Source organism: Nocardiopsis sp. CNT312 (genome assembly GCF_000515115.1).
GTDB lineage: Bacteria > Actinomycetota > Actinomycetes > Streptosporangiales > Streptosporangiaceae > Nocardiopsis.
Genome location: NZ_AZXF01000034.1, coordinates 16,986 through 43,290 on the forward strand (window position 1 = coordinate 16,986; position 26,305 = coordinate 43,290).

The following is a 26,305-nucleotide window of genomic DNA, read 5'->3' on the forward strand; positions in this document are numbered from 1 at the left end:
AGGGGGAAGAACGGAAGGCCGATGAGCGACAACGGACCGGTGCAGATCAGGTGCCCCGTGCTCAATGTGCGCAGGGTGGACGCCTACTACGCCATCACCGTGGTCGCTCCGGGCATCGCCGAGCGCTTCCGCTCCGGGCAGTTCGTCACCGTGGGCGTGGGCGGGGACCACTCCAGCACCCTGCTGCGGCGTCCCTTCGCCGTCCACGACGTCAAGCCCGACTACGGCGGTACCGTCGAGTTCCTCTTCTCCGTGCGCGGCACCGGAACCGCGTGGCTGTCCGAGCGCCGCTCGCGCGACCTGTTGGACGTGGTGGGCCCGCTGGGTCGTCCCTTCCCGCTGCCGCGCGACCCGGTCAACTGCGTCCTCGTGGGCGGCGGGTCGGGCGGAGCGCCGCTGTTCCCGCTCGCGCAGTCCCTGCGCAGGCGTGGATGCCGGGTGGACTTCGTCCTGGGCGGCGCCTCCGCCGACCGCGTGTTCAGCGCCCTGTCCGCCCGCCGCATCGCCGAGACCGCCGCCTTCACCACCGACGACGGCTCGTTCGGCACGCGTGGGCGGGTGACCGACGTGCTTGGGCGGGTCATCGAGGAGGCGCGCTCGGACGCGGTCTATGCCTGCGGGCCCATGGAGATGCTGCGCGCGGTCACCGCAGTGGCGGGCTCCCGCGGCGTCCCCGTCCAGGTGGCGGTGGAGGAGACCATGGCCTGCGGTACGGGGATCTGCATGACCTGTGTGGTCCCGGTCGTGGGCGGCGACGGCATCACCCGGATGGCCCGCGCCTGTGTGGACGGCCCGGTGTTCCGGGGCGAGCAGGTGCGTTTCGACGACGTCGGCACGATCCCCTTCGACGCCCTGGGCGCTCCCGGGTGGAAGGGCTCCAGCGCCGCCCGCGCGGCCGAGTCCGCGCGCGACATCGCCTGAGCGGTGGGCACGGCGAGCATGAGGACGGTGGGAAGAGTGGGCCCTGACCTGAGGATCCGCCTGGGCGGTGTCGAGTTGCCCAACCCGGTGGTGACCGCCGCCGGGTGCGCGGGGGCCGGGCGCGAGCTCGACCGGTTCTTCGACATCGCCTCCATCGGCGCTGTCACGACCAAGTCGATGATGCTGGAGCCCAACGCGGGCCGGCCCGCGCCGCGCATGGCCGAGACCCCCAGCGGGATGCTCAGCACCACCGGGATGCAGGGCCCCGGCGTCGACGTCTTCCTTCAGCGCGACCTGCCGTGGCTGCTCTCCAGAGGGGGGCGGGCCATCGTGTCCGTGGCCGGCACCGGTGTGGGCGAGTTCGGGGAACTGGCGCGGCGCGTCTCGGACGCGGAGGGCGTCAGCGCCGTGGAGGTCAACCTCTCCTGCCCCGACCCGGGTGCCCCGGCCGGACGCCACTTCGCCGACGACTCCGAGCGTGCGGCCGCCGTGGTGCGCACGGTCCGCTCCCACACGCGGTCGGGCCTGCCGGTGCTGGCCAAGCTGGCGGCCGACGTCCCCGACCTGGTCGCGCTGGCGCGGTCCTGTGTGGAGGCGGGGGCGGACGGGCTGTCGATGATCAACACCGTGCGCGGCATGGCCATCGACACGCGGTCGATGCGGCCCGCGGTGGCCGGGGGCCTGGGCGGACTGTCCGGTCCGGCGATCCGTCCGCTCGCGGTGGGGTGCGTCTACCGTGTGCACGAGGCCGTGCCCGAGGTCCCGATCATCGGCATGGGCGGGGTGCGCACGGGCGAGGACGTGATGGAGTTCATGGCTGCGGGGGCCACCGCTGTCGCGGTCGGCACGACCAGCTTCTCCGACCCCTCCGCCTGCGCGCGCGTGCTCAGGCAGTTCACTGAGGCCCTGGAGGCGCGCGGTGTCGGCCGCGCAGCCGACCTGGTGGGGGCGGCACACGGTTCCGGGGCCGGGGTGTGAGCGGGGCGCCGGGGGTCCGCGGGACTCTGGCCGCCTTGGACGGCCTTCAAGGGGCCTCTGGGCGGCGGGGGTCCAGTAGGGGTCTCCCTTGTTGGCGGGGTGGGGTGTTGGGCCGTCTGCGGCTGTCTCAGGGCCGTTACGGGGAAGTGATCCCAGCGGGGCATGAAGCCGTGCATCCTGGGAATCGCACATCGTGGACGCGTGCACATGACAGTGAACGTGCATTCGCCGGTGCCTTCCGTGAGCGATGGGCGCCGGCGTCCGGGCCGTGACCGGCTCCGGAACGAGGGGGGAGTACCGGTGATGACCGAGACCAGCGCTTCGCGTGCGCCGATCGCCGTCGCGATCGACGCCGACGACATCGAGACCGCCGCCACGTGGGCCTCCGCCGTCGCGCCGCATGTGAGCACGGTCAAGGTGGGGTTGGAGCTCTATCTGCGCTACGGGCCGGACGTGGTCGGCGCGGTGCGTGGCGCCCACCCGGTCGGGGTCTTCCTCGACCTCAAGCTGCACGACATCCCGGCGACGGTCGCCGGTGCGGCCCGCAGTGTGGCCGGGCTGCGGCCGTCGATCCTCACGGTGCACGCCGCCGGGGGAGCGGACATGGTCCGGGCCGCGGTGGACAGCGCCCCCGACACCAAGATCGCCGCGGTCACGGTGCTGACCTCGATGGACGACAAGGACCTGGACCAGGTGGGACTGGCCGGGCCGCCCTCCGACGCGGTGCGGCGCCTGGCGGCGCTGGCGGTGGGCGCCGGGGCGCGGGCGCTGGTGTGCTCGCCCCGGGAGGCGGCACTGGTGCGCTCGGAGGTGGGTCCGGACATCACCCTGATCACGCCGGGCGTGCGCCCGGCCGGGACGGACCGGGGCGACCAGTCGAGGGTGGCCACACCGGAGGAGGCGATCGCCGCGGGCGCGGACCTGCTCGTCGTGGGTCGGCCGATCACCCGGGCGGCCGACCCGGGGGCGGCAGCGGCAGCCGTCGCCGCGGCCGTCAGGCGGGCCTCGAAGGGCCGGGGGCGCCAAGGGGGGAAATGAGGTGGTATGTCGCAACGCTCCCATCACGCACAGTTGTATGTCACTGACTGTCGCGAATTAGGTGTGACCGAAATTAAGTCCCCGATGCTGAGAGTGACGCGCGTCACCCGCGAGTGACTTGTGCTGGTGACGCGGTTCGCCGCGCTCCAACCAGGACCAAAGTCCCGGGTTCGGTGTCTTAAGGCAATGAGGAAACTACTCTGCGTAGTTTCTTTGATGAAATAGCCGCTGAAAGGCCACTTTGCGTTGCCTAATGCAGGTCGGACCTACTAACTTGCGCAGGCGTCCGCCCTCTACAGACGAGTAGAAATCCGAGGTGACCCGGCGTGGCCCTTCCTCCCCTCACACCCGAGCAGCGCAGTGCGGCTCTCCAGAAGGCCGCCAAGGCCAGAAAAGAGCGCGCGGAGGTCAAGAACAAGCTCAAGAACGGCGGTATCTCGCTGTCCGAGGTCCTCGCGGAGGGCCTCAAGGACGACGTCATCGGCAAGATGAAGGTTTCGGCTCTGCTGGAATCCCTGCCCGGCGTCGGCAAGGTCCGTGCCAAGCAGATCATGGAGCGGCTCAACATCGCCGAGTCGCGCCGTGTCCGCGGCCTGGGCACCAACCAGCGCGCCGCCCTTGAGAGCGAGTTCGGCGACCTCACCAAGTAGGACCCTGAAGTGCACCGGCCCGTCCGCGCATCCCCGCGACCGCGGCGGAGACCGTTCCCCGCGGAGCGGCCACGTGCCATGGCACAACCCCCGGTGAGACTCGCCGCCGCGCCGCGGTCGGCGGATGCCCGTCCCCAGGTCGGGCGTCCCCCGCACCGCGGCGCGGTGGTATAACTGGAGCTTTCCGCGACTGATCGCGGCAGTACCCGCACACCCGCCCGCCGCGCTGAGCGAGCCGGTTCCCACACCGGGCGCGCCGGGCACACGAAGGAAAGCCAGAGACCTCCATGCCTGCCGAGTCCGGAGCCGTGCACAGTCCGTCCGCGAAGCGGCTGACCGTCCTGTCCGGCCCCTCCGGTGTCGGCAAGAGCACGGTCGTCGACGCCATCCGCCGCGACCACCCCGACGTCTGGCTCTCCGTCTCGGCCACCACCCGCCCGCCCCGCCCCGGTGAGCGCGAGGGCGTCCAGTACCACTTCGTCTCCGACGAGGAGTTCGACCGGCTCGTCGCCGAGGACGAACTGCTGGAGTGGGCCGAGTTCGCCGGCAACCGCTACGGCACCCCCCGCGCACCTGTCAGCGAGCGGATCACCGCCGGTGTCCCCGTCCTGCTGGAGATCGAACTCCAGGGCGCCCGCCAGGTCCGCGACTCCATGCCCGAGGCCCTGCACGTCTTCCTCGCCCCGCCCTCCTGGGAGGAGCTGGTCCGCCGCCTGACCGGACGTGGCACCGAGCCGGACGAGGTGATCCAGCGCAGGCTGGAGGCCGCCCGGACCGAACTCGCTGCGGAGAAGGAGTTCGACACCACGCTGGTCAACACGTCCGTGCAGGACGTGTGCGGTGAGCTGCTAGCGTTGATCAGAGCGCCCAAGGTGTGATAGCGGCCGTGCGCCGCGCCCTGGGCGCCGCCCACCCGTCCCGAACAACCACGTCACGGCTTTCGACGAGCCGGAGACCGTCCCTGGGGGTATGAAGTGGCTGGTACCGAGCCCGTCGCCGAAGGCATCACCAACCCGCCGATCGACGACCTGCTGGAGTGCGTCGACAGCAAGTACAGCCTGGTCACCATGGCCTCCAAGCGAGCCCGCCAGATCAACGCCTACTACGCCCAGCTCGGCGAGGGCCTGCTGGAGTACGTCGGCCCGCTGGTGGAGACCCACGTCCAGGAGAAGTCGCTGTCCATCGCCCTGCGCGAGGTCAGGTCCGGCCTGCTCACCGCGGAGCCCTACGAGGGCGCCTAGCAGCGCTTATGCTCCCTCACGGGCTCGGACGGCGCTCGGGTGCCAGAGAGGCCGGCGTCTTCGTCGCCGCTCCCCCTGCTCGTTCCTCGCTGTGGGGGAGGCTCCTCTCGCGGACACCGGCGGCGTCCTCGCGCTGCTTCCGCGGGGTGCCTGGGGCCAGAGGTGCGGGGCGGCTCCCGAACCGGGAGGCGGTACGCGTTCCCGGCCGGTGGGCCTGGTAGAACTCGGTGCTGTGAGTGATACACCAAGTGAGTCCGCGCCCCGGGTCGTTCTCGGCGTCGGCGGCGGCATCGCCGCGTACAAGGCGTGTGAGCTGCTGCGCCGCCTGACCGAGTCCGGGCACCGGGTCCGGGTCGTGCCCACCGGTGACGCGCTGCGCTTCGTTGGCGAACCCACCTGGGCCGCGCTGTCCGGGCAGCCGGTCGCGACCACCGTCTGGGACGGCGTGCACGAGGTCCCGCACGTGCGCATCGGCCAGAGCGCCGACCTCGTGTTCGTCGCCCCGGCCACCGCCAACGTCCTGGCGAAGGCGGCCGCGGGCCTGGCCGACGACCTCCTGACCAACACGCTCCTCACCGCCCGCTGCCCGGTCGTGTTCGCCCCCGCGATGCACACCGAGATGTGGGAGCACCCCGCCACACGGCAGAACGTGGCCACCCTCCGCTCTCGTGGCGCGATCGTGCTCGACCCGGCCGAGGGGCGTCTGACCGGCGTCGACACCGGCAGGGGCCGACTCCCCGAACCCGCGGAGTTGTTCGAGGCCGCCCGTCTCGCCCTGCGGCGGGGTACGGCCGCCGCCGACCTGTCCGGGCTGCGCGTGGTCGTCTCCGCGGGCGGCACCCGCGAGGCCATCGACCCGGTCCGCTTCATCGGTAACCACTCCTCGGGCAGGCAGGGGTACGCGCTCGCTCGGACCGCGGCGGCGCGCGGCGCCGCGGTCACCCTCGTCGCGGCCAACGTCTCCCTGCCGGACCCGGCCGGGGTCCGGGTCGTCCACGTGGAGTCGGCACGCGACATGGCCCAGGCCGTGGCCGCTGAACGGGCCGGGGCGGACGTCTTGGTCATGGCCGCCGCCGTCGCCGACTTCCGGCCCGTCACCGCGGTGGGGTCCAAGATCAAGAAGTCCGGCGACGTCCCCGCCGCGATCGAGCTTGCGGAGACCCCCGACATCCTCGCCCGACTGGTCGCCGACCGGGACCGGGAGGGCCTGGCCCAGACCATCGTCGGCTTCGCGGCCGAGACCGACGACGTCCTCGCCCACGGGAAGGCCAAACTGGCGCGCAAGGGGTGCGACCTGCTCGTGGTCAACCGGGTCGGCGGCGGGCTCGCCTTCGGCACCGAGGACAACCAGGCGGTGATCCTCGACTCCGGCGGAGGGGCCTTCGAGGTTCCTCGGGGACCCAAGGACGACCTCGCCGACCGCGTGTGGGACCTCGTCGCCGGCCGCGCGGGCCCGGCCCGGCACGAGGACCGGAACCCGCCCCGGCCGGAATCATCCTGATCGGGGTCTGGATTCCTAGGTCCGAGTACGTCACACTTCCAACTGGAGCCGTGACAGCTTTCGGGCCGGTCGCGGGACTCCCGCCCCCACCGGTCCCGTTACAGTGGATCAACAACCCATCAGGGTCGGCCGCGCGCCGTGTTCCCCACCAGGGGATCCAGAGCCCGGTGCCGCGCCGACATGTCAGCCAGCAGCCGCTGCAAGGAGTCAGGCAACGTGTCCCGCCGCCTTTTCACCTCCGAGTCGGTCACCGAGGGCCATCCCGACAAGATGGCCGACCAGATCAGTGACTCGATCCTCGACGCCATGCTCACGAGCGACCCCGCCAGCCGGGTCGCGGTCGAGACGCTGATCACCACCGGTCAAGTCCACATCGCGGGCGAGGTCACCACTCAGACCTACGTCGACATCCCCGCCATCGTGCGTGAGAAGATCCTCCAGATCGGATACGACTCGTCCGCGAAGGGTTTCGACGGCGACTCCTGCGGGGTCAACGTCTCCATCGACGCGCAGTCCCCCGACATCGCGCAGGGCGTCGACACCGCCTACGAGGCCCGCGTCGAGAACGAGGAGAACGAACTCGACCGGCAGGGCGCCGGCGACCAGGGCCTGATGTTCGGCTACGCCAACCGGGAGACGCCGGAGCTGATGCCGCTGCCCATCAAGCTGGCCCACTCGCTCTCCGAGCGCCTGTCCCAGGTGCGGCGAGGCGGCACCGTGCCCTACCTGCGCCCCGACGGCAAGACCCAGGTCACGGTTGAGTACGAGGGCCAGACCCCGGTCCGCCTCGACACGGTCGTGGTCTCCAGCCAGCACGCCGCCGACATCAACCTCGACGAGATGCTCGCCCCCGACGTACGCGAGCACGTCATCGAGCCGGTCGTGGCAGCCTTCGGTCTGGACGCTGAGGACTACCGGCTGCTGGTCAACCCCACCGGCCGCTTCGAGATCGGCGGTCCGATGGGTGACGCCGGCCTCACCGGCCGCAAGATCATCGTCGACACCTACGGCGGCTACGCCCGCCACGGCGGCGGCGCCTTCTCCGGGAAGGACCCGTCGAAGGTCGACCGCTCCGCCGCCTATGCCACCCGCTGGGTCGCCAAGAACATCGTCGCCGCAGAACTCGCCGAGCGCGCCGAGGTCCAGGTGGCCTACGCCATCGGCAAGGCCCACCCGGTCGGCGTGTTCATCGAGACCTTCGGCACCGAGCAGGTGGCCCCGGAGCTCATCGAGAAGGCTGTCAAGGAGGTCTTCGACCTGCGCCCCGGTGCGATCGTGCGCGACCTCGACCTGCTGCGCCCGATCTACTCGGCGACGGCCGCCTACGGCCACTTCGGCCGTGAGCTGCCCGACTTCACCTGGGAGAGGACCGACCGCGCCGCCGCGCTGCGCTCAGCCGTCGGCGTCTGAGCCGTACCCGGAACGGACCACGGGGGAGGGGCCTTGGGCCCCTCCCCTTCGTCGTGCGGGCCGCCCGACACTGGAAACATCACTCCATGATTCATATCATGTACGCAGAGTGATTAACCGGGTTGTCGGAGGGGGAGGCCATGGCCGTGCGCACGGCACTGTCCGCCGTGGGTCTGGCGTTCTTGTCCGCCGTGCTCGCGGCCCCTCCGGACGCGGCCGCGCAGGGGGAGGTCGTTCCCGGCGCCGGGACGCTGCACGTGGTCGTGGCGGCCGACACGGCACAGCCGCTGGAGGAGGGTGACCGGGTCGCGTACACGATCCGGATGCGCAACTCCGGCGGCCGGGACCTGCCCGAGGCGCGGGCGGTCCAGTTCCTGCCGCCGGAGATCGGCTTCGTCTCCGCCTCGTCCGACCCCGCCGTGGAGGGGGACCGTGCGGAGTGGGCCGTTCCGCTCGGCCCGGGGGAGCGGGCCGTCATCGAGGTCACGGGCGAGGTCGTCGCCGTCCCCGAGGACGGACGGTCCGCCGCCACGGTCTGTCTGAGGCCCGCACCCGAGGCGGCCCTGGCCGCCTGCTCCTCCGCCCGGCACACGGTCCGCACACCGTTTCCCCCGGTGTGGGTGGCTGGCGGCGCGGGGGGAGCCGTGCTCGGGGCGGCCGCCGCGGCCCTCCTCCTCCGGCAGCGCCGCAGCCGGAGGCCGACCCCTGAGGAGCCCGGGGAGAGCGGCCCCGGCGGCTCCGCCGAAGAGCCCCCGGAGCCCGACCCCGAAGCCGGGGCGGTCGTCTACCACCTGCACACGCGCCGCTAGCGGCTTCCACGGGACCGGGTCGGAGCCGTGGAAGCCATCGGCGGAGCGCCGTCAGCTCAGCTCGCTCAGCGCCTTCTCCGCCTCGGCCAGCCATGAGCGGCGAGCCGCCAGGGCGTCCTCGTGCTCCTTGATTCGGCGGGCGTCGCCGCGCTCACGGGCCTTCTCCAGCTTGGCCTCCAGCGAACCGATCGCCGACGAGAGCTGGTCCACTGTCGCTTGGGCGCGGGCCCGGGCCTCGGGGCTGGTCCGCTCCCACTCGGCGTCCTCGGCGCGGCGCACGTTCTCCTCGATGCGTCGGAAGGAGCCCTCCAACTGGTCACGCACGTCGCGCGGCAGCTCTCCGGCTTCCTCCCAGGCCTCTTGGAAGTCGCGGAGCCGCGAGCGGGCCCGGCGCGGGTCGGCGATTGCGGGGATCTCCGCCTCGGCCTCGGCCAGGATCCGCTCCTTGGCGTCGGCGTTGACCCGCAGTTCGGCGTCGCGCTCGGCGAAGACCGCGTTGCGGGCGTCGAAGAACCGGTCCTGGGCCGCCTTGAACCGCGCCCACAGCCGGTCCTCGCTGGCCCGGTCGGCCCGTCCGCTGCTCTTCCACCGCTGCATCAGGTCGCGGTAGGCACGGGCCGTGGGTCCCCACTCATCGGAGGAGGAGAGCGCCTCGGCCTCGGCGACGATGCGCTCCTTCTCAGCCCGCACCTCCTCACGCTGCTGGTCCAGGCCGGCGAAGTAGGCCTTGCGCCGCTTGGAGAAGGAGTTGCGCGCCGCCGACATCCTCTTCCACAGTGCCTGCTCGGTGGGCCGGTCGGCCCTGGGAGCCTTCTTCCACTCCTCGATGAGCTGGAGCATCCGCTCGCCGCCGGTCTTCCAGTGCGTCGTCTCGACCGCGACCCGTTCGGCCTCGGCGACGATGCGCTCCTTGGTCTCGCGGGCCTGCCCGCGGGCCTGCTCCTGGGCCTGCTTCTGTTCGACCTTGCGCTCCTCGGCGCGCCCGGCGAGTGCGTCCAAGCGCCGGGACAGCGCGTCCAGGTCGCCGACGGCGTTGGCCTCCTCGACCTGTGAGCGCAGCTTGGCGATGCTGGACATCGCGGTGCCGCCGGACAGGTCCGTGCTGCGGAGCCGCTTCTCCAGCAGCTCCACCTGGGTGACCAGCGCGTCGTACTTCTGGCGGAAGAAGGCCAGAGCCTCCTCCGGCTCCCCCGCCTGCCACGATCCGACGACCCGCTCGCCTTCGCTCGTGCGCACGTAGACCGTGCCGTCGTCGTCTACGCGGCCCCAAGGGTCCGTGGTCACCGTGTCCTCCTGCTGTCATGAACCCGGCCGTGGTCGGGTTCGGGGCGTCGCGGCGCTGTACGCCTGGTGATGGACTACACCGTATTCAGTGCGAACCGGTGCGCACGCGCCACGCCGTGGTTCGCGTTCTTCGCAGATCATCGCTTCCGCGGTGGCGTCCCCGTGTACGGGCCGGTCCGTGACCCGCTGCGGAAAGGCGCAGGTCGGCGGGCGCGGCGCACACGGAGCCGGTGACCAATATGGCATTACCGCGCGGTTTGGCAAAGAGGCCCGACCAGTGCGGTGATCGAATGGTGACCAAAGACCCTCTCCCGTAACGGATCCGGCCGCTTTCCGCCCGATCCCGCCTCGGCATCGTGGTCGACTTGACCCGGTCCTCAAGGGCCGGGCCTGGAGGCAGCGCCCGACCGGCTTCCGGGGGCCCTCGGTGCGGACAGCCCCACGGGGCGGCAGGGACGGGTGGCCCGCGCCCCGCGGTCCACGCGTTCTCGCCGCGACGGGCCAGGACGCGCGAAGCGCTCCGGTCGGGGTGGGCCACGGCCCCGCGCCCCCGGCACCGTCATCGAGGCGTACATCACCGACCGGTGCCGCCCCGGCTGAGTCCGACAGCGCGGCCCCGTACTCCAGTGCGGGCCGTTCCTGCGGGAGAGAAGCGATCCCTCCCGGCTCTGAAGATCCGGGAGGGGTCGCTAGATTATGTGGGAACGGCCCCCACGGGTCCGCTCCCCGACCCCGACCACAGGAGACGACCGCGTGCTCATCGTCGCCCTTCCCAGCGGCCCCCTGGCCGCGAACTGCTACGTGCTCGCGCCCGCCGCCGGGGGCGACTGCGTCATCGTCGACCCCGGTCAGGAGGCCGCCGGACAGGTCGACAAGGTGCTGTCCGAGTACGGTCTCGCCCCTGGGGCCGTCCTGCTCACCCACGGGCACTTCGACCACGTGTGGTCGGCGGCGGAGGTGGCCGACGGGCGGGGCGTGCCGGTACACCTGCACGCCGCGGACCGCGGCCTGCTCACCGAGCCCGCCGCGGGCGTCTCCCCGGAGTTCGCGGTGCAGCTCTCCGCACTGCTCGGTCCGGGCCCGTTCAGCGAGCCGGAGCACCTGGCCGAGGTGTCCGACGGCGATGTCCTCGCCCTCGCCGGTCTGGAGTTCACGGTGGAGCACACCCCCGGCCACACCCCGGGTTCGGTCGTCTACCACCTGCCCGCCCGCGGCGACCAGCCGCCGGTCCTGCTGGCCGGGGACCTCGTGTTCGCCGGTTCCATCGGCCGCACCGACTTCCCCGGTGGGGACCCCGACGCGATGGGCGCCAGCCTCGCCTCGGCTGTCCTCGGGCGCGGCGACGACACCCAGATCCTGCCCGGCCACGGCCCCGCGACCACCGTCGGACGCGAGCGGGCCACCAACCCCTACCTGCGGGACCTCTCCTCCTGAACAGGACGGGCCCGCTGCGGAGCGGACCGGGGGAACCGTGGGGTCCGGCCGCGGCGTTGGCGGTAGGATTCCAGATGTTCGAAGGGCGTGCCGTGCCCCCGGCCGGGCCCGCTTCCGGGGGTGCCCGGCACCCCCGCTCAGCCGTGTATTTAGTGGACTTGGTACTCAATGCATCGTTACAGGACTCATACGTGTGGTCAGCTCCGCGAGGAGCACGTCGGGCAGCAGGTGCGCCTCGCGGGCTGGGTGCACAACCGCCGTGATCTCGGTGGTCTGCTCTTCGTCGACCTGCGCGACCACTACGGCGTGACCCAGCTCATGGCGCGTCCCGAGTCCCCGGTGTTCGAGCAGCTCAGCCGACTGCCCAAGGAGACGGTGATCCGGGTCACCGGCGAGGTCGCAGCGCGCAGCGGCGACAACGTCAACCCCGGCCTGCCCACCGGTGGGATCGAGCTCCAGGCCTCGGAGCTGGAGGTCCTCGGGACCACCGAGGAGCTGCCGCTCACGGTCTTCCCCGAGGACAACACCTCGGAGGAGCGCCGTCTGGCCTACCGCTTCCTCGACCTGCGCCGCGAGCGCATGCACCGCAACGTCATGCTCCGCTCGCAGGTGGTGGCCTCCATCCGCCAGAGGATGACGGACCTGGGCTTCAACGAGTTCCAGACGCCCGTTCTCACCAGCTCCAGCCCGGAGGGCGCCCGCGACTTCCTGGTCCCCTCACGGCTGCACCCGGGGCGCTTCTTCGCCCTGCCCCAGGCGCCGCAGCAGTTCAAGCAGCTCCTGATGGTCTCGGGGTTCGACCGCTACTTCCAGATCGCCCCCTGCTTCCGCGACGAGGACAGCCGCGCCGACCGCTCGCCCGGTGAGTTCTACCAGCTCGACGTGGAGATGAGCTTCGTTGAGCAGGAGGACGTCTTCGAGGTCATCGAGAAGGTGATGACCGACGTCTTCCGGGAGTTCTCGCAGGGGTGGGAGATCACCTCCCCCTACCCGCGCATCGCCTACCGCGACGCACTCCAGTGGTACGGCACCGACAAGCCCGACCTGCGCGTGCCCATGAAGATGGTGGACGTCACCGCGGTCTTCGACAAGACCGACTTCCGTGCCTTCACGGGCAAGAGGGTGCGCGCGCTGGCGGTGCCCGGGGTCGGCGCCCGGCCCCGCAAGTTCTTCGACGGGATCGGCGACTACGCGGTCGAGCAGGGTGCCAAGGGCCTGGCCTGGCTCAAGGTCGGGGAGAGCGGTGAGCTCAGCGGCCCCATCGCCAAGTTCGTCACCGAGGTGTCCGACGAACTCCTGGAGGCTCTGGGCGCGGGCCCCGGCCACGGCCTGTTCTTCTGCGCGAGCGAGGACGAGGCGGAGATCAACCGCATCATGGCCCCCGTGCGGGTCGAGGCGGGGCGCAGGGCGGGCCATTTCGAGGAGAAGGCCTACCGCTTCTGCTGGATCGTCGACTTCCCGATGTTCGAGATCAACGAGCAGGGGGACGTCGCCTTCAGCCACAACCCGTTCTCCATGCCGCAGGGCGGAATGGAGGCGCTGGAGACGCAGGACCCGCTGGACATCCTCGCCTGGCAGTACGACATTGTCTGCAACGGCGTCGAACTGTCCTCGGGCGCGATCCGGAACCACTCGCCCGAGATCATGTACCGCGCCTTCGACCTGGCCGGATACGACAAGGCTGCGGTGGAGGCCGAATTCGGTGGCATGCTCAGGGCGCTGAAGTTCGGTGCGCCGCCGCACGGCGGTATCGCGCCCGGCATCGACCGGATCGTCATGCTCCTGGCCGACGAGCCCAACATCCGCGAGACCATCGCGTTCCCGCTCAACCAGAACGCGCAGGATTTGATGATGGGCGCGCCCTCGGAGGTCTCGGACCAGCAGTTGCGCGACGTGCACATCCGCACCGTCCTGCCGCCCGAGGCCCGGAAGAAGTAGTCGGAACGGCCCCCGAGCCCCGCGCAGGCGGGGATGGACCGTAGACGGGGGCGCGGGCTTCCCACCGGCGGGGCCGCACCCGGTGGGTGGATTCCAGGGGTCGTTGCGACACAGGAGGTCAGTTGCTCGCTTCGAGCGGCTGAGCCAGACGCTCGGCGGAGTGCGCCGACAGGTCGGTGCCCTTGGGGAAGTACTGGCGCAGCGACCCGTTGGTGTTCCCGTGGGAGCCGCGCTGCCAGGGAGAGGCCGGATCGCAGAGGTGGACCGGGATGTCGGTGGCGGTGGTGAACGCCCCGTGGGCGGCCATCTCCGATCCCTGGTCCCAGGTCACCGACCGTGCCAGATGCCGGGGCAGGGTCCGCACCGTGGCGGCCAACGCGTCACGGACCTGCTCGGCACCGCGCCCGCGGGGCAGGTGCGGCAGCATCGTGTACCGGGTCGAACGCTCCACCGGGGTGCCGATGGCCGAGGCGTTGCCCTGGCCCGGGACCAGGTCACCCTCCCCAGGGCCGGGCGCCGCCCGGTCGGCGACCTGCGGTGGGCGTTCGCTGATCGTCACCATCGGTGCGGTGAAGCGCCCTTGGCGCTGCCGGGCCCGGCAGCGGGGCTCGCGCCGAGCCCTTCCGGTGGGCAAGGGCCCCGGCCAGCTCCCTGCGCAGCGTTCCACGGCCCTGGACGTAGAGCGCCTGGTAGATCGTCTCGTGGCACACGTGCAGCTCCGGGCGGTCGGCGAAGTCCCGTTTGAGCCCACGGCTGGTCTGTTCGGGGCTCCACCGCTCGTCTGACAGGTCCTGGACCCGGACGCGTCGTTCGGGTCCAGGCAGATCTTGGCGGGCTTGGGGCGTGGTCTGCGGGCCTCGGCGCGGGCCTGGACGCCGTGGGGGCGGTAGTGCCGTTTGCCGGGTGGGTCCACGGTGCCGTTACGGCGGATCTCACGGCTGGTCGTGGAGTGGTTCCGGCCCAGCTCGTCGGCGATTGCTCGCGCGGGCGTGCCCTCGCGGTGCAGGTCGGCGATCCGGATGCGTTCGTCGCTGGTCGGGTAGTGGGACGGGCCGGTGGGCGGTACCACCGCGGTGATGGGTGGTACCCGCCCCGCGATCACGCTCGGCGCTGCGTCCGTTGCGCCGCTTCCTGCCCGTGCGGGCGTTCACGCCCACGACTTGGCAGGCTCCGGTGTTGCCGTAGCCCTGCTGCATGAGCTGCAAGTATGCCGCTCGTTCGGTGTAGAGTCTCGTGGTGCCCCGCCGTGTTCGGCTCTCGCGGGCCTGGACGTGCATCGCACCCCGGAACCCAAGGAGCGCCGTGGTCCCGCTGCTGTGTTCTGGTCCGATGTTTTCTGGCCGTGTTCCGGTCCTGAAAGCATCGAATTTTCGGGCTGTCCTCTTGTGATGACCGGACTTTCATGAGGTCCCTATTCGGTCATTGGGTGATTCTCCGGATATTGCACTGCAATACAGATCTCTCAAGGCCGAATGCGGTCACGGGGGTTTGTCGCGGATGCGGTGGAGGGCGTCATACCCTACGGTTGGGGTGAATCACCTCCGCCGAACCGCGGTTCGCGCCTCCCCGCAAAGGTCGCGCTGTATCGACGGTCCCCGCCTTCGTGTTCGGGAACGGCGATGGAGTGCCTTGCGCGCTGAAACGTCACGCCAATGTAACGATCCGTTGTTCGGGGTGGCTGAAATCGCATCCGGGGCGGTATTTCCCGCCCGGCCGACCAGGCGCACCGTGACCCTGTGGCCGATCCCCGGCCGGACACGCATATCCCAGGCCACACCCCGCAGCGCCAGGACACTGTCCGGAGACGTCCGTTCCCGGGCGCGGGTGTGACATCCGAGACGATACGAGGCTGAGTCATACGTGAACGGAAAACGCTCCGCAGGCGACGGCTCCGAGAACGCGCTCGTGACGGCGTTCTCCCATGCCCCCGAACCGATGGCTCTCACCCGGAGCGACGGCTCGGTCCTGCACGCCAATCTGGCCTTCACCGAACTGGTGGGCGCCGACCCCACCGGGCGGGCGTGGTTCGACCTCCTGGAGGCCGGCGACGCGTCGGAGGCCTCCCGTGCGCACGGCCGGGTCCTTGCCGGGCACCGCGGTGACCGTTTGCGCCTGCGCCTGGTGCCCGCCGCCTCCCGACCCCTCCCCGTGGAAGCGGAACTGCGACGGTCCCCCGTCCCCGACGGCGCCGTGGTCGTGCTCCTGCACGTCCTGTCGGTCGAGGAGGCGGAGCTGCGTGCGGTCGGTGAACTGCGCACGGACAGCTCCGACTCCGTGCTCTGGACCCTGGACGCGGACACAGGCCGGATGAGCGAACTGTTTGGCCCCACCCCCTTCGGAGCCCTCCTGTTCGGCGACGAGCGCCAGGTGGGGCACATCCTGGAACGGGTGCACCCCGACGACGCCGCCCGCGTCGCCGACGCCGTGGCGGCGGCACAGGAAGGCCGCGACTACGAACAGCGCTTCCGCGTCTTCGACCTGCTCGGCGACGAGCGCTCCGTACACGTGCGCGCCCGTTACGTCCCGGGCAGGCCCGACCGGTTCGTCGGGATCGTCGACGACGTCACGGAGCACGTCCAGCTGGTCCGCCGCCTGGCCCACCGCCGCCGCACCGAGGCAGAGCACGGCCGCCTCGTCACCGAACTGTCGGCCAAACTCGTCTCCGCTACGGCCGCGGACGACGTCATGGACCTGCTGAGCGAGGAGTTCCCGCCGATCTTCGGCGGTATCGGCGCCACCGCGCTCTACGTCCAGGACGGCCTCCTCCACACCTCGGCCCGAGCGCGTGACCGGGACGCCTCCTTCGACGGCAGCCGGGCGACCGGGCCCGACCTGCCCGCGGCCGCAGTCATCCAGGACCGCCTGCCCCGCTTCTTCGAGAGCCGGGCCGAACTCGTCAGCCGCTTCCCCGGCGCTGAGCGGTACATGGACGGTACACGCGGCCAGGCCTGGGCGGTCGTCCCGATCTTCGGCGACGGCAGGGAGGCCCTCGGAGCCTGGCAGATGACCTGGGACCGGCCCCACCACGCCACCCGCGACGAGCGCGCCCTCATGCTCACCTTCGCCGGGCTCGCGGGCCAAGCGCTGCAGCGCATCAAGGCCCAGCAGGCCGAACTCGAACTCGCCGACGCCGTTCAGCGCCGTATGCTGCCGCGCCAGGTCCCCACCTTCCCGGACCTGGTCATCGCCACCAAGTACCTGCCCTCCCGGGCCGACTGGCGCATCTGTGGAGACTTCTACGACGTCGTCGAACTCCCCGGCAACCGGGTCGGGCTCCTCGTCGGCGACGTCCAGGGCCACGGAGTGGAGGCCGCCGCCGCCATGGGCCAGATCCGGGTGGCCCTGCGTGCCTACGCCACCAACCAGGCCGACCCCGGAGCGGTCTTGGCCGAGACCAACCGCCTGCTCACCGAGACCGGCGAGATCGTCTTCGCCACCTGCGGATACCTGGTCCTGGACCGCTCGACCGGCCTCATGCGCGCCGCCTGGGCGGGCCAGCCCCCCGTCGTCATCGCCACCAAGGGTGACTACACACTGTGGGAGCCCGAGACCGGCCCGCCGCTGGGGGTCCTGCCCGACAGCCGCTACCCCGTCAGCACCCGTCAACTCGCCCCGGGCGCGACCCTGCTGATGTGCTCCGACGGCCTCGTGGAGAGCGCGCGCACGCCCATGCCGGACGGCCTGTCACGGGTTGGCGAAGCGCTGGCCGAACACGGGGAGGACCCCGAGGAGACGGCCGACATCCTGGCGGAGGCGGCCCCCGCGGGACGGGGCGACGACATCGCCCTGCTCATCGCCCACATGCTCGACGACGACACGGCCGTCGGCCCCGCGGCCTGAACCGGCGTGACCGAGGGGACACGGGGTGGCCCTACCCTGGACAGGTGTCCGACACACTCTTCGACGACGCTGGGGCCGAGGCCGCCAAGGGGCAGGAACCGCTGGCCGTGCGCATGCGCCCCCGCACACTGGACGAGGTCGTGGGTCAGCGCCACCTCCTGGGCGAGGGCAGCCCGCTGCGCCGCCTGGTCGAGGACGACGCCCCCATGTCCGTGTTCCTGTGGGGCCCTCCGGGCACCGGCAAGACCACCCTGGCCACCGTGGTCAGCCGTGTCACCCGCCGACGCTTCGTTGAACTGTCCGCCGTCAGCGCGGGAGTGAAGGACGTGCGCGCCGTCATCGACGAGGCACGGCGCCGCATGGGCATGCACGGCACCCGGACACTGCTGTTCGTCGACGAGGTGCACCGGTTCAGCAAGACCCAGCAGGACGCCCTGCTCCCGGCCGTGGAGAACCGTTGGGTCAGCTTCATCGGGGCCACCACCGAGAACCCCTTCTTCTCCGTCGTCAGCCCGCTGCTGTCGCGCTCGCTGCTGCTGTCCCTGGAGTCGCTGGAGGAGCCGGACGTGCGTGCCCTGCTGGAGCGGGCGCTGACCGACGAACGAGGTCTGGCCGACCGGTACACCCTCGACGACGGGGCCACCGACCACCTGGTCCGCCTGGCCGGGGGCGACGGCCGCCGCTCACTGACCTATCTGGAGGCCGCCGCCCTCGTGGCGGGGCCGCCCGGCCCCGAACCCGTGGCCGTCACCGCCGCCCACGTCGAACGCGCTGTCGACCGGCACGCGGTCCGCTACGACCGTTCGGGCGACCAGCACTACGACGTCGTCAGCGCGTTCGTCAAGAGCATGCGCGGGAGCGACCCCGACGCCGCCCTGCACTACCTGGCCAGGATGATCGAGGCGGGGGAGGACCCCCGGTTCATCGCCCGCCGCATCGTGGTGCATGCCAGCGAGGACGTGGGCATGGCCGACCCCACCGCCCTGCAGACGGCCGTCGCCGCCGCCCAGGCGGTGCAGCTCATCGGCATGCCCGAGGCGCGCATCAACCTCGCCCAGGCGGTCGTCCACATCAGTCTGGCCCCCAAGTCCAACGCCGTGATCAGCGCCATCGACGCGGCCGTGGCCGATGTGCGCGCGGGCGGGGCGGGACCGGTCCCCGCCCACCTGCGCGACGCCCACTACAAGGGCGCCGCCGACCTGGGCCACGGCGAGGGCTACCTGTACGCGCACGACTTCCCCGGCGGGGTCGCCCCCCAGAGGTACGCCCCCGCCGGGCTGGAGGGGCGGGAGTACTACCGCCCCACCGGCCACGGAGCCGAACGCCGGTTCGGCGAGGTCCTGAGGCGGATCAAGGAGGTCCTGCGCGGGATCAGTCCGTGAACAGCTCCGTGATCTCCACGATCTCTCGGGGGCCGCCGTCCTCCTGTCGTTCGCTGAAGGTGACCTCCACGATCATCACGGGGCCCCACGAGAGGTAGTCGATGAAGTCGGCGCCGGTCAGCTCCCAGGTGCCCCGGCCCTCCACGTCCAGGAAGACGTGGTCGGGGGCGGCGCAGAACTTCGCGCACAGCACCTCGGCGTCCTCCGCGATGACGGCCTCCTGCGGGCTGCCCGACACCTCCCACTGCTCGGCCCACTCGGCGTGGGTGGGGATGCCCTGGCCACGGACGGGCTCGTCGTCGCGGCCCACGGGGGTGTACACCCACGGGCCCTCCGCGGGGGACTCCTGCTCGGCCGGGTCGAACCGGGCGATCACGGTCAGCGGGGCCTCCTCCTCCGGGGACTCCTCGACCGGGGGCTCGGACACCTCGTCGGCGACGTCCCCGGAAGGAGCCTCCTCCTCACCGCCGAGCAGCTGTGACAGTGCCCACGCGCCGCCCCCGACCAGGGTGAGGGCGAGCAGCAGCGCTCCGGACATGAACAGGACCCGGGTGGGACGGCTCCTCGACAGGTGGCCCTCCAGACGGACCACCTCGGGTACGCGTGCGGGGGGCTCGGCGGCGTCCCACTCGCGCTTGAGCAGGCCGATCAGCTCGGCACGGTCGGGGGACTCCTCCAAGCCGCCGTCGCCGCCCGCTTGCCAGGCGGCGATGACCGCGCCGATCACCTCCGGCAGGCTCGGCCGGCGGTTCGGGTCCGGGTCCAGCGCGCGGGAGACCACCGGGCGCAGTTCCGGGTCCAGCCCGTCGAGGTCAAAGAGCCCCCGGGAGACACGTGTGGCGATCTCGTCGGGCTCCCCGGTACCGAAGGGCAGCCGTCCCGTTCCGGCGAAGGCCACGATGGCCCCCCAGGCGAACACGTCCGAGGCCGGGCTGGCCGGACCGCCGCGGTGGCGCTCGGGGCTCAGCCAGGTGGCCCCCGAGCCGCGCATGCGCTCGGGCGAGGCGGTGATCGCGCACTCCATGATGTGCGGTCCGTGCGACTCGACCACCACGTCGCTGGGGCGCAGGGACCCGTGGGAGACCCCGCGCGCGTGCAGCGCGGACAGCCCCTCGGCCAGACCGGTGGCCAGGGCGATGAGCTTGCCCCTGCCCAGACCGTTGCGCTTGGTGATGTAGTGCGACAGGCGTTGCCCGCCGACATAGGCCATGGCCAGCCACGGCGGGTTGGCGTCGCTGTCGAAGGACACCGGTACGACCACGTGCTCGGGGTCCACGCCCGACAGGGCGCGCAGTCGCCGCTCCAGTTCGGGGAAGACCTCGGGTGACTCCAGTTCGGGAGCGATGAGCAGCTTGACGGCGACCAGCCGGTCGCCGGTCGCGGACGGGTCCACGGCGGCGTAGACGGTGCCTGTGGCTCCCTGGCCCAGGCGGCCGAGGAGCAGATAGGGTCCGACCCTTTCCGGGTCGTCCGGGTACAGAGGAGCCAAGTCCGGTGGTACCAGTACGGAGATCTCTTTGGGAGGCCGAGGGCTCATGCGGGTCCTGTCGGTGCTTCTGGGGGCGGGAACTGCGGAGTGTCCAGACATCGTAGTGAAGATCCCGCTTGATAGTGATTCTCGCGAACGGGAGAAACGGCGTCGATCCCTTCGGGCCGAGAATCGACTCCATAGTGACCAACCCGTGATCCGCTCATGGGGCCGTGGCGACACGCCGACCCCGCTCGGAGGGCCGCCGAACGCGATAGGGTCAGCCGAAACCCGGAAGTCTCCCGACCGGTGCACACCCTCGAAGCCACCCCCGATCTGCCCACGGAGCCCGCATGCTTACCGCAGGAGAGGTCGCCGCGCTCGTCGCCGCGGTGGTCTGGGCGGTGCTGGCCACGTTCATGTGCGTGGCGCTCGTCAAACTCATCTCGCTCATCAACGCGGCCACCAAGGTGGTCTCGGAAGTGGGTGAACGGACCCCGCCGCTGCTGGAGGACGTCGCCTCCACCGTCGAGCGCACCAACACCTCGCTGGAGCGCGTCGAGGAGATCACCGCCAACGTGCGGTCCACCTCCGAGGACGTCTCCACAGTGACGGCTCTCACACGTTCGGTGGTCACCGGGCCGCTGGTGAAGGCGGCCTCGCTCACCTACGGGGTCCGGCGGGTCATGGGGCAGCGCCGGACCCTGGCGCTGGTGCGCGGCCGCAGGCGGAGGGAGCGCCGGTGATCGGCAAGCTGTTCTACCTCGCCGCCGGCGCCGCCCTGGGCGGGTACGCCGTCCACCGGGTCAACCGCGCCCGCCGCGCTCTCGCCCCCGGAGGGCTGGCCGCGCGGGTGGAGGGCCGTGTCGGCGAGTACCGGGGCGCCCTGCGCGAGTTCAACGAGGACCTGGCCGACGAGGTCCGTGTCCGGGAGGCCGAGCTGACGGAGCGCTACGCGCCCAAGAGGGGGCGTGCCCTTCCCGGCGGGCGCCGCGAACCCGATGAGTCCGCGTGATGCGCCCGTCGACACGGTCGCCGTCTCGGCTTTGCCCGGGTGCTCCATTGTCACCGGGGGGAGGTCCTCGTAGGTTGGGGGAATCAGCCCCGCACCGTCGAGGAGCCGCATGAACCCGCAGCAGCCCTCGGGCGACCCGTACCCGTACGGCCCCCCGCCCTCGGGCCCGTACCCGCCGCAGGGCCACGGCCCACCGCCTGCCGGCGCCTTCCACCAGGGATACGCCCCCTACCAGCCGGTCCCGGACCGGATGCCGGGAACGGTCGTCACCGTCCGCGTCCTGATGTTCGTCGGCGGCGCGTGCGGGGTGCTCGCGGCCCTCCTGTTCTGGGTCCTGGCCGCGTCTCTCACGGGCGAGTTCAGCCGGGGCGCCACGGACGCTTTCCGGCAGCAGGGCCTGGTGCTCACCGCCGCAGAGGGCGCGCTGGTCTTCGGCGTCCTCGGCGCGATCCCGTTCGTCTACGGCGTGCTCTCCCTCGTGCTCGCCTCGTTCATGGGCCGCCGCCGCCCTGCGGTCCTGTGGTCGGTGGTGGTCTTCCAGGCCCTGTCCGCGCTCACCCTGCTGGTGTCCCTGGTGGCCGGGGACGTGCTGCTGATCGTTCCGCTGCTGTTCACGATCGCCATGATCGTGTTCGTGCTCCTGGAGCCGGCCCGGGCGTACTACACCAGGCCGATCGCTCCTCCCTCCCCTGCGGGCTACTAGCGGCCGGGGCGGTGTCCGACCCCTGTGCGCCCTCGAACGGGACTTTTCATGTCTTTTCGGGACACCGTGGAGTGTTTTGGGTGTTCGATTCCCTTGCCGTGGAAAGACCCCGGTGGGCCCGCCCCCGAACCAGTGGCTCCCCGGCCGCCCGGACCCTCCGTGGCGCTGCCCCGACGTCCCCCGCCGTTCGGACACCCGCCGCCCGGCCGGTCCCGGACACCCGCCGCCCGCCTCCGGAGGGAGGCCCGGTACCGTTCCGCGCCCTGCGCATCCTCACGCTCCTCGGAACCACGGCCGCCCCGCCGGCCACCGGCCGGTACTGCGCCAGGCCCCCGACACCTGCCGGGGGGACACCTGCCCCCGGCAGGCTGAGGGCCGGGCCACCCGCCGCAGCGGTAGGGCGCGGAGCGGACCCGCGCGGTGCCCGGCGGCGATAGCCTGGGAACAACGAGACGGCCGCCGCTGTCGTCCCCAGAGCGGGCCCGGCGGCCACCGCACGACCACGCGCGCCGCGCGGGCGCGGCCACCTTCATCGCGTGCCGACCCGTGAGCGCGCCCACGACACGGTCCCGGCCGGGGACCCCGTGCCGCCGCGGGCGGTGCGGCCAAGCACGGGAGGGCATCAATGGAGACGGCAGAGATCGCGCGCCGCTTCCTCGGTTTCTTCGAGAAGAACGGACACACCGTCGTCCCCTCGGCAAGCCTGATCGCCGAGGACCCCACCCTGCTCCTGGTGCCCGCAGGCATGGTCCCGTTCAAGCCCTACTTCCTCGGCCAGCGCACACCCGAGTACTCCACCGCCACCAGCGTCCAGAAGTGCATCCGCACCATCGACATCGAGGAGGTCGGCAAGACCTCCCGGCACGCCACCTTCTTCCAGATGCTCGGCAACTTCTCCTTCGGCGACTACTTCAAGGAGCGGGCGATCCCGCTGGCCTGGGAGCTGCTCACCACACCGGTCGCCGACGGCGGGTTCGGCATCGATCCGGAGAAGCTGTGGGTGACCGTCTACCTCGACGACGACGAGGCCGCCGCGATCTGGCGCGACAAGGTGGGCGTGCGCCCCGAGCGCATCCAGCGCATGGGCATGGCCGACAACTACTGGTCCATGGGCGTGCCCGGCCCCTGCGGCCCCTGCTCGGAGATCTTCTACGACCGCGGCCCCGCATACGGTGCCGAGGGCGGACCCGAGGCGGACGACAACCGCTACATCGAGATCTGGAACCTCGTCTTCATGCAGTACGAGCGGGGTGAGGGCAGCGGCAAGGGCGACTTCCCGATCCTTGGCGAACTGCCCAAGAAGAACATCGACACCGGCATGGGCCTGGAGCGCCTGGCCACCGTCCTCCAGGGTGTCGACAACATCTACGAGACCGACATCATGGGCCGGATCCTGCACCGGGCCGCCGAACTCACCGGCACGCGCTACGGCGTCGACCACGGACACGACGTCATGCTCCGCGTGGTCGCCGACCACGTGCGCAGCGCCGTCATGCTCGTCTCCGACGGTGTCAAGCCCGGAAACGAGAAGGCCGGGTACGTCCTGCGCCGCATCCTGCGCCGGTCCGTGCGCAACCTGCGCCTGCTCTCGGGTGACAGCGACACCCTCTTCCTGCACGAGCTGACCGACGTCAGCATCGACGCGATGAAGGACATCTACCCCGACCTGGTGGACAAGGCCGGGGTCGTCCACGGCGTCATCGACGCCGAGGAGCGCAACTTCGCCGACACCCTGCGCGCGGGCACCGCCCTGTTCGGCAAGGCGGCCGAGCGCACCCGAGCCGCAGGCGGCACCGTCTTCTCCGGCTCCGACGCCTTCCAGCTCCACGACACCTACGGCTTCCCCATCGACCTCACCCTGGAGATGGCCGCAGAACAGGGGCTTGCCGTGGACGAGGGCGCCTTCCGTGAACTCATGCAGCGCCAGCGTGAGACCGCCAAGGCCGACGCCAAGGCCAAGAAGCTCGGCAACGCCGACGTCTCCCTGTACGCGCGAATGCTGGAGGGCACCGGGGCGACCAGCTTCCTCGGCTACACCGACACCGAGGGCGAGGCGCGCGTGCGCGGCATCGTCGTCGACGGCGCCTCCGCCCCGGTGGCGCGCGCCGGGGACACGGTCGAGGTCGTCCTGGACCGCACCCCCTTCTATGCCGAGAGCGGCGGCCAGCTCGCCGACACCGGGACGCTCACCGCTGACGGGCGCGGCGTCGTCGACGTCGAGGACGTGCAGAAGCCCCTGCCCGGCCTGTTCGTGCACCGCGGCACCGTCCGCTCCGGCGAGGTCGTCCTGGACGACACCGTGCACGCCTCCATCGACACCGGCCGCCGCCAGGCGATCGAGCGCTCCCACTCGGCCACCCACCTCATCCACTCGGCCCTGCGCAACGCGCTCGGCCCGTCGGCGGGCCAGGCCGGCTCGGAGAACCGCCCCGGCCACCTGCGCTTCGACTTCACCGCCGACGAACAGCTGGGCGCGGGCCGCCTCGCCGAGGTGGAGGAGGAGGTCAACCACGTCCTGGCCGGCGACATCCAGGTGCGGACCGAGGAGAAGAGCCTGGACGAGGCGCTGAGCATGGGCGCCCTGGCCATGTTCGGCGAGAAGTACGGCGACCGCGTCCGAGTGGTCGAGATGAGCGACTACTCCGTCGAACTGTGCGGCGGCACCCACGTGGGCTCCACCGGCAGGCTCGGCATCGTCAAACTCCTGGGCGAGTCCTCCGTCGGGTCGGGCGTGCGCCGGGTCGAGGCCGCCGTCGGCGTCGACGCCTTCCGCCGCCTGTCCAAGGAGTCGGCCCTGGTCGGCCAGCTCTCCGAGCAGTTGAAGACGCCGCGCGAGGAACTGCCCGAGCGGGTCGAGACGATGGTCGCCCGGCTCAAGGCCGCGGAGAAGGAGATCGAGCGGCTGCGCGCGGAGCAGGTGCTCCAGGCCGCGGGCCCCCTCGCCGACGGCGCGCGCCGCCACGGCTCCGCCCTCGTGGTCGCCGCCCCGGCACCCGACAGTGCCGCCCCGGACGACCTGCGCAGGCTCGTGACGGACGTGCGCGGCCGCCTGGGCGAGGGCGGGCCGGTCGTCGTCGCCCTGACCTCGGTACCCAAGGGCCGCCCGGTCGTGGTGATCGCGGTGAACAAGGCCGCGCAGAAGGCCGGGATCAAGGCCGGTGAGCTGGTCGGCATCGCGGCCCGTGCACTCGGCGGCGGGGGTGGCGGCAAGCCCGACATTGCCCAGGGCGGCGGCAGCGACCCGGGCAAGGTGGACGAGGCCCTGCGCGCCGTCGAGGCGCGTGTGGCGGCCTCCTGAGGACGACGGCTCCGGAGCGGGCGCGGGACGGACGGTCCCGCACCCGCTCCGGAGCCTGGTTCGGGCGGCGCTACCCCGGTGCGCGGACGTAGCGGTACACTCCCGCAGGAAACAGAACGCCCGGACATCCCACGTCGGTGGCTTACACTCGGACAGACAACGTGAGTTTCCCGGACCGCCGCCCGACCAGGGCGATACCGCCGGTCCGGCGGCCCGTGGCGGGACCGGCGATCACCTGCCAAGCTGCACACAGTCACCGAATCGGGCATACTGTGGCGCGTCACAGCCGATCAGGTGGCTGACCAAGCGGAGATTCCCGCGATCCAGCCGACGAACAGGACCACCGTGCTGAGGATTTTCCCACCGCGGTGCCGCGCCGTCACCGGTGCGGCACCCCGCCGAAGCGCCGTCCCCCGCCCAGGGGAGAGACGGCCTTGAGACACGGTGTGCGCTTGGCGATCGATCCCGGCGACGCGCGCATCGGGGTCGCCGTCAGTGATCCGAGCGGTGTGCTCGCCAGCCCCGTGGAGACCGTCCGGCGGGGCAGGGGCGACACGCGCCGCATCGCCCAACTGGTCGTCGAACGCCAGGCGCGGGAGGTCATCGTGGGCTACCCTGCCTCACTCACCGGCGAGGAGGGGCCGGCCGCGCGCTCGGCGCGCGCGTTCGCCGTGGCCCTGGCCCGGATCCTCGCGCCCGTCCCCGTCCGCTTGGTCGACGAACGGCTCACCACCGTCGCGGCCCAGGCGCAGTTGCTCTCGGGGGCCTCCTTCGGCAAGAAGGGCGCCCGGGGCGGGCGGGCCCGCCGGTCCGTGATCGACCAGGCGGCCGCCACCGTGCTCCTGCAGAGCACCTTGGACCAGGAACGGTCAACAAGCCACCCCCCGGGCGAGATCGTCCGCTCCAGCCAGGGAGAATCATGAACGACAGGGATGACTACTCCGGCGATCCCTACCGCGGACGTGGGAGCGGATACGACTACGACCCGCTCAGCGACCCCGCGCCTTCGCGCAGGCGTCGCGCCCGCCCCGAACCGGAACCCTGGGACGAGCCCGGTGGGGGCTACCCCGGTGCCGGTGCCCAGAGCGGACGCCGCCGCAGGCCCGAGCCCGCGGACGAGCCGCCGCGCCGCGGCGGCGCCGCCGACGCACTCAGGGGCGGCAGGGCCGCGCGCTCGGGCGGTGGACGCCCCCGGCACCCGGAGGGCGCGGCCCACGACCCCACCCAGGACGCGCTGAACGCCCTGGCGAACATGGGTGGGCAGGTCCCGCCCGCCGCCCCGCGCACGCAGCCCCCTCCGCCGGAGGAGCCGCCGCGTCGCGCCCGCCGTGCCCGTCCCGAGGAGGAGGCCGGGCCCGTGGACGCTCCGGAGGAGCCGCCGCGTCGCGCCCGCCG

Annotated in this window: 21 protein-coding genes and 1 pseudogene; 19 read left to right on the forward strand and 3 right to left on the reverse strand. The window is 71.8% G+C overall.

Going from position 1 to position 26,305, the window contains the following annotated elements; translation table 11 throughout:
* Window positions 1-21 precede the first annotated feature (21 nt).
* The 9 genes from B042_RS0115415 to B042_RS0115455 all read left to right on the forward strand — a co-directional run bounded on the left by B042_RS0115415 (window position 22) and on the right by B042_RS0115455 (window position 8,548).
* Window positions 22-921: a dihydroorotate dehydrogenase electron transfer subunit gene (locus tag B042_RS0115415; protein ID WP_028649066.1), complete on the forward strand. Its 900-nt coding sequence runs from the start codon at window positions 22-24 to the stop codon at window positions 919-921.
* Window positions 922-957: 36 nt separating this feature from the next.
* Entirely contained in the window at window positions 958-1,899 is a 942-nt protein-coding gene (locus B042_RS0115420; protein ID WP_155989122.1) for a dihydroorotate dehydrogenase, read from the forward strand.
* 303 nt (window positions 1,900-2,202) lie between these two features.
* Window positions 2,203-2,937 carry an orotidine-5'-phosphate decarboxylase gene (gene pyrF / locus B042_RS0115425; RefSeq protein WP_028649068.1) on the forward strand — a complete coding sequence of 245 codons (735 nt, stop codon included), beginning with the start codon at window positions 2,203-2,205 and terminating at the stop codon, window positions 2,935-2,937.
* Window positions 2,938-3,263: 326 nt separating this feature from the next.
* Window positions 3,264-3,587: an integration host factor, actinobacterial type gene (gene mihF / locus B042_RS0115430; protein ID WP_028649069.1), complete on the forward strand. Its 324-nt coding sequence runs from the start codon at window positions 3,264-3,266 to the stop codon at window positions 3,585-3,587.
* A gap of 287 nt (window positions 3,588-3,874) precedes the next feature.
* Window positions 3,875-4,465: a guanylate kinase gene (gene gmk, locus B042_RS0115435; RefSeq protein ID WP_028649070.1), complete on the forward strand. Its 591-nt coding sequence runs from the start codon at window positions 3,875-3,877 to the stop codon at window positions 4,463-4,465.
* 96 nt (window positions 4,466-4,561) lie between these two features.
* Window positions 4,562-4,828 (forward strand): DNA-directed RNA polymerase subunit omega, encoded by a 267-nt coding sequence (gene rpoZ, locus B042_RS0115440; RefSeq protein ID WP_028649071.1) that lies wholly within the window; start codon window positions 4,562-4,564, stop codon window positions 4,826-4,828.
* A gap of 232 nt (window positions 4,829-5,060) precedes the next feature.
* Window positions 5,061-6,329, forward strand: a complete 1,269-nt coding sequence (gene coaBC, locus B042_RS23405) for a bifunctional phosphopantothenoylcysteine decarboxylase/phosphopantothenate--cysteine ligase CoaBC (RefSeq protein ID WP_051415733.1) — start codon at window positions 5,061-5,063, stop codon at window positions 6,327-6,329.
* A gap of 216 nt (window positions 6,330-6,545) precedes the next feature.
* Window positions 6,546-7,739 (forward strand): methionine adenosyltransferase, encoded by a 1,194-nt coding sequence (gene metK, locus B042_RS0115450; RefSeq protein ID WP_028649072.1) that lies wholly within the window; start codon window positions 6,546-6,548, stop codon window positions 7,737-7,739.
* A gap of 140 nt (window positions 7,740-7,879) precedes the next feature.
* Entirely contained in the window at window positions 7,880-8,548 is a 669-nt protein-coding gene (locus B042_RS0115455) for a DUF11 domain-containing protein (protein ID WP_028649073.1), read from the forward strand.
* A 51-nt stretch (window positions 8,549-8,599) separates the two neighbouring features.
* Here the strand turns inward: B042_RS0115455 and B042_RS0115460 are convergent, their stop codons facing one another.
* The gene (locus B042_RS0115460; RefSeq protein ID WP_028649074.1) at window positions 8,600-9,832 is read right to left on the reverse strand and encodes a DUF349 domain-containing protein; all 1,233 of its coding nucleotides are present in this window, start codon (window positions 9,830-9,832) and stop codon (window positions 8,600-8,602) included.
* Window positions 9,833-10,585: 753 nt separating this feature from the next.
* Between B042_RS0115460 and B042_RS0115465 the strand changes: the two genes are divergently transcribed.
* Together B042_RS0115465 and aspS are read left to right on the forward strand one after the other, a co-directional pair.
* Complete coding sequence (locus B042_RS0115465; protein WP_028649075.1) at window positions 10,586-11,266, forward strand: MBL fold metallo-hydrolase; 681 nt, start codon at window positions 10,586-10,588, stop codon at window positions 11,264-11,266.
* Between the two features lie 168 nt (window positions 11,267-11,434).
* Window positions 11,435-13,204: an aspartate--tRNA ligase gene (gene aspS, locus B042_RS0115470; protein WP_081748812.1), complete on the forward strand. Its 1,770-nt coding sequence runs from the start codon at window positions 11,435-11,437 to the stop codon at window positions 13,202-13,204.
* 118 nt (window positions 13,205-13,322) lie between these two features.
* On the opposite strand, the gene B042_RS23410 is transcribed toward aspS, so the two are convergent.
* Window positions 13,323-14,306, reverse strand: a complete 984-nt coding sequence (locus tag B042_RS23410) for an IS30 family transposase (protein ID WP_081748813.1) — start codon at window positions 14,304-14,306, stop codon at window positions 13,323-13,325.
* A gap of 758 nt (window positions 14,307-15,064) precedes the next feature.
* Between B042_RS23410 and B042_RS0115480 the strand changes: the two genes are divergently transcribed.
* Together B042_RS0115480 and B042_RS0115485 are read left to right on the forward strand one after the other, a co-directional pair.
* Complete coding sequence (locus tag B042_RS0115480) at window positions 15,065-17,044, forward strand: SpoIIE family protein phosphatase (protein WP_028649077.1); 1,980 nt, start codon at window positions 15,065-15,067, stop codon at window positions 17,042-17,044.
* Between the two features lie 44 nt (window positions 17,045-17,088).
* Entirely contained in the window at window positions 17,089-18,426 is a 1,338-nt protein-coding gene (locus B042_RS0115485) for a replication-associated recombination protein A (protein ID WP_028649078.1), read from the forward strand.
* Here B042_RS0115485 and B042_RS0115490 read toward each other — a convergent pair.
* A complete protein-coding gene (locus tag B042_RS0115490; protein WP_028649079.1) occupies window positions 18,416-19,963 on the reverse strand; it encodes a serine/threonine-protein kinase in 1,548 nt (515 codons plus the stop codon). The genes B042_RS0115485 and B042_RS0115490 overlap by 11 nt on opposite strands.
* A gap of 284 nt (window positions 19,964-20,247) precedes the next feature.
* Here B042_RS0115490 and B042_RS0115495 point away from each other — a divergent pair, with 284 nt between their 5' ends.
* The 6 genes and pseudogenes from B042_RS0115495 to B042_RS0115520 all read left to right on the forward strand — a co-directional run.
* Window positions 20,248-20,640 carry a DUF948 domain-containing protein gene (locus B042_RS0115495; protein ID WP_028649080.1) on the forward strand — a complete coding sequence of 131 codons (393 nt, stop codon included), beginning with the start codon at window positions 20,248-20,250 and terminating at the stop codon, window positions 20,638-20,640.
* Window positions 20,637-20,909: a hypothetical protein gene (locus B042_RS0115500; RefSeq protein WP_028649081.1), complete on the forward strand. Its 273-nt coding sequence runs from the start codon at window positions 20,637-20,639 to the stop codon at window positions 20,907-20,909. The genes B042_RS0115495 and B042_RS0115500 overlap by 4 nt, the downstream gene beginning before the upstream one ends.
* Before the next feature lie 109 nt (window positions 20,910-21,018).
* On the forward strand, window positions 21,019-21,612 hold the full coding sequence (locus tag B042_RS0115505; RefSeq protein ID WP_028649082.1) for a hypothetical protein: 594 nt from the start codon (window positions 21,019-21,021) through the stop codon (window positions 21,610-21,612).
* 625 nt (window positions 21,613-22,237) lie between these two features.
* The gene (gene alaS, locus B042_RS0115510; RefSeq protein ID WP_028649083.1) at window positions 22,238-24,910 is read left to right on the forward strand and encodes an alanine--tRNA ligase; all 2,673 of its coding nucleotides are present in this window, start codon (window positions 22,238-22,240) and stop codon (window positions 24,908-24,910) included.
* Window positions 24,911-25,344: 434 nt separating this feature from the next.
* Window positions 25,345-25,833: a Holliday junction resolvase RuvX gene (gene ruvX, locus B042_RS0115515; RefSeq protein ID WP_028649084.1), complete on the forward strand. Its 489-nt coding sequence runs from the start codon at window positions 25,345-25,347 to the stop codon at window positions 25,831-25,833.
* Window positions 25,830-26,305 (forward strand): annotated as a pseudogene (locus B042_RS0115520) (hypothetical protein); the annotation flags it as partial. The gene ruvX and the pseudogene B042_RS0115520, both read left to right, overlap by 4 nt.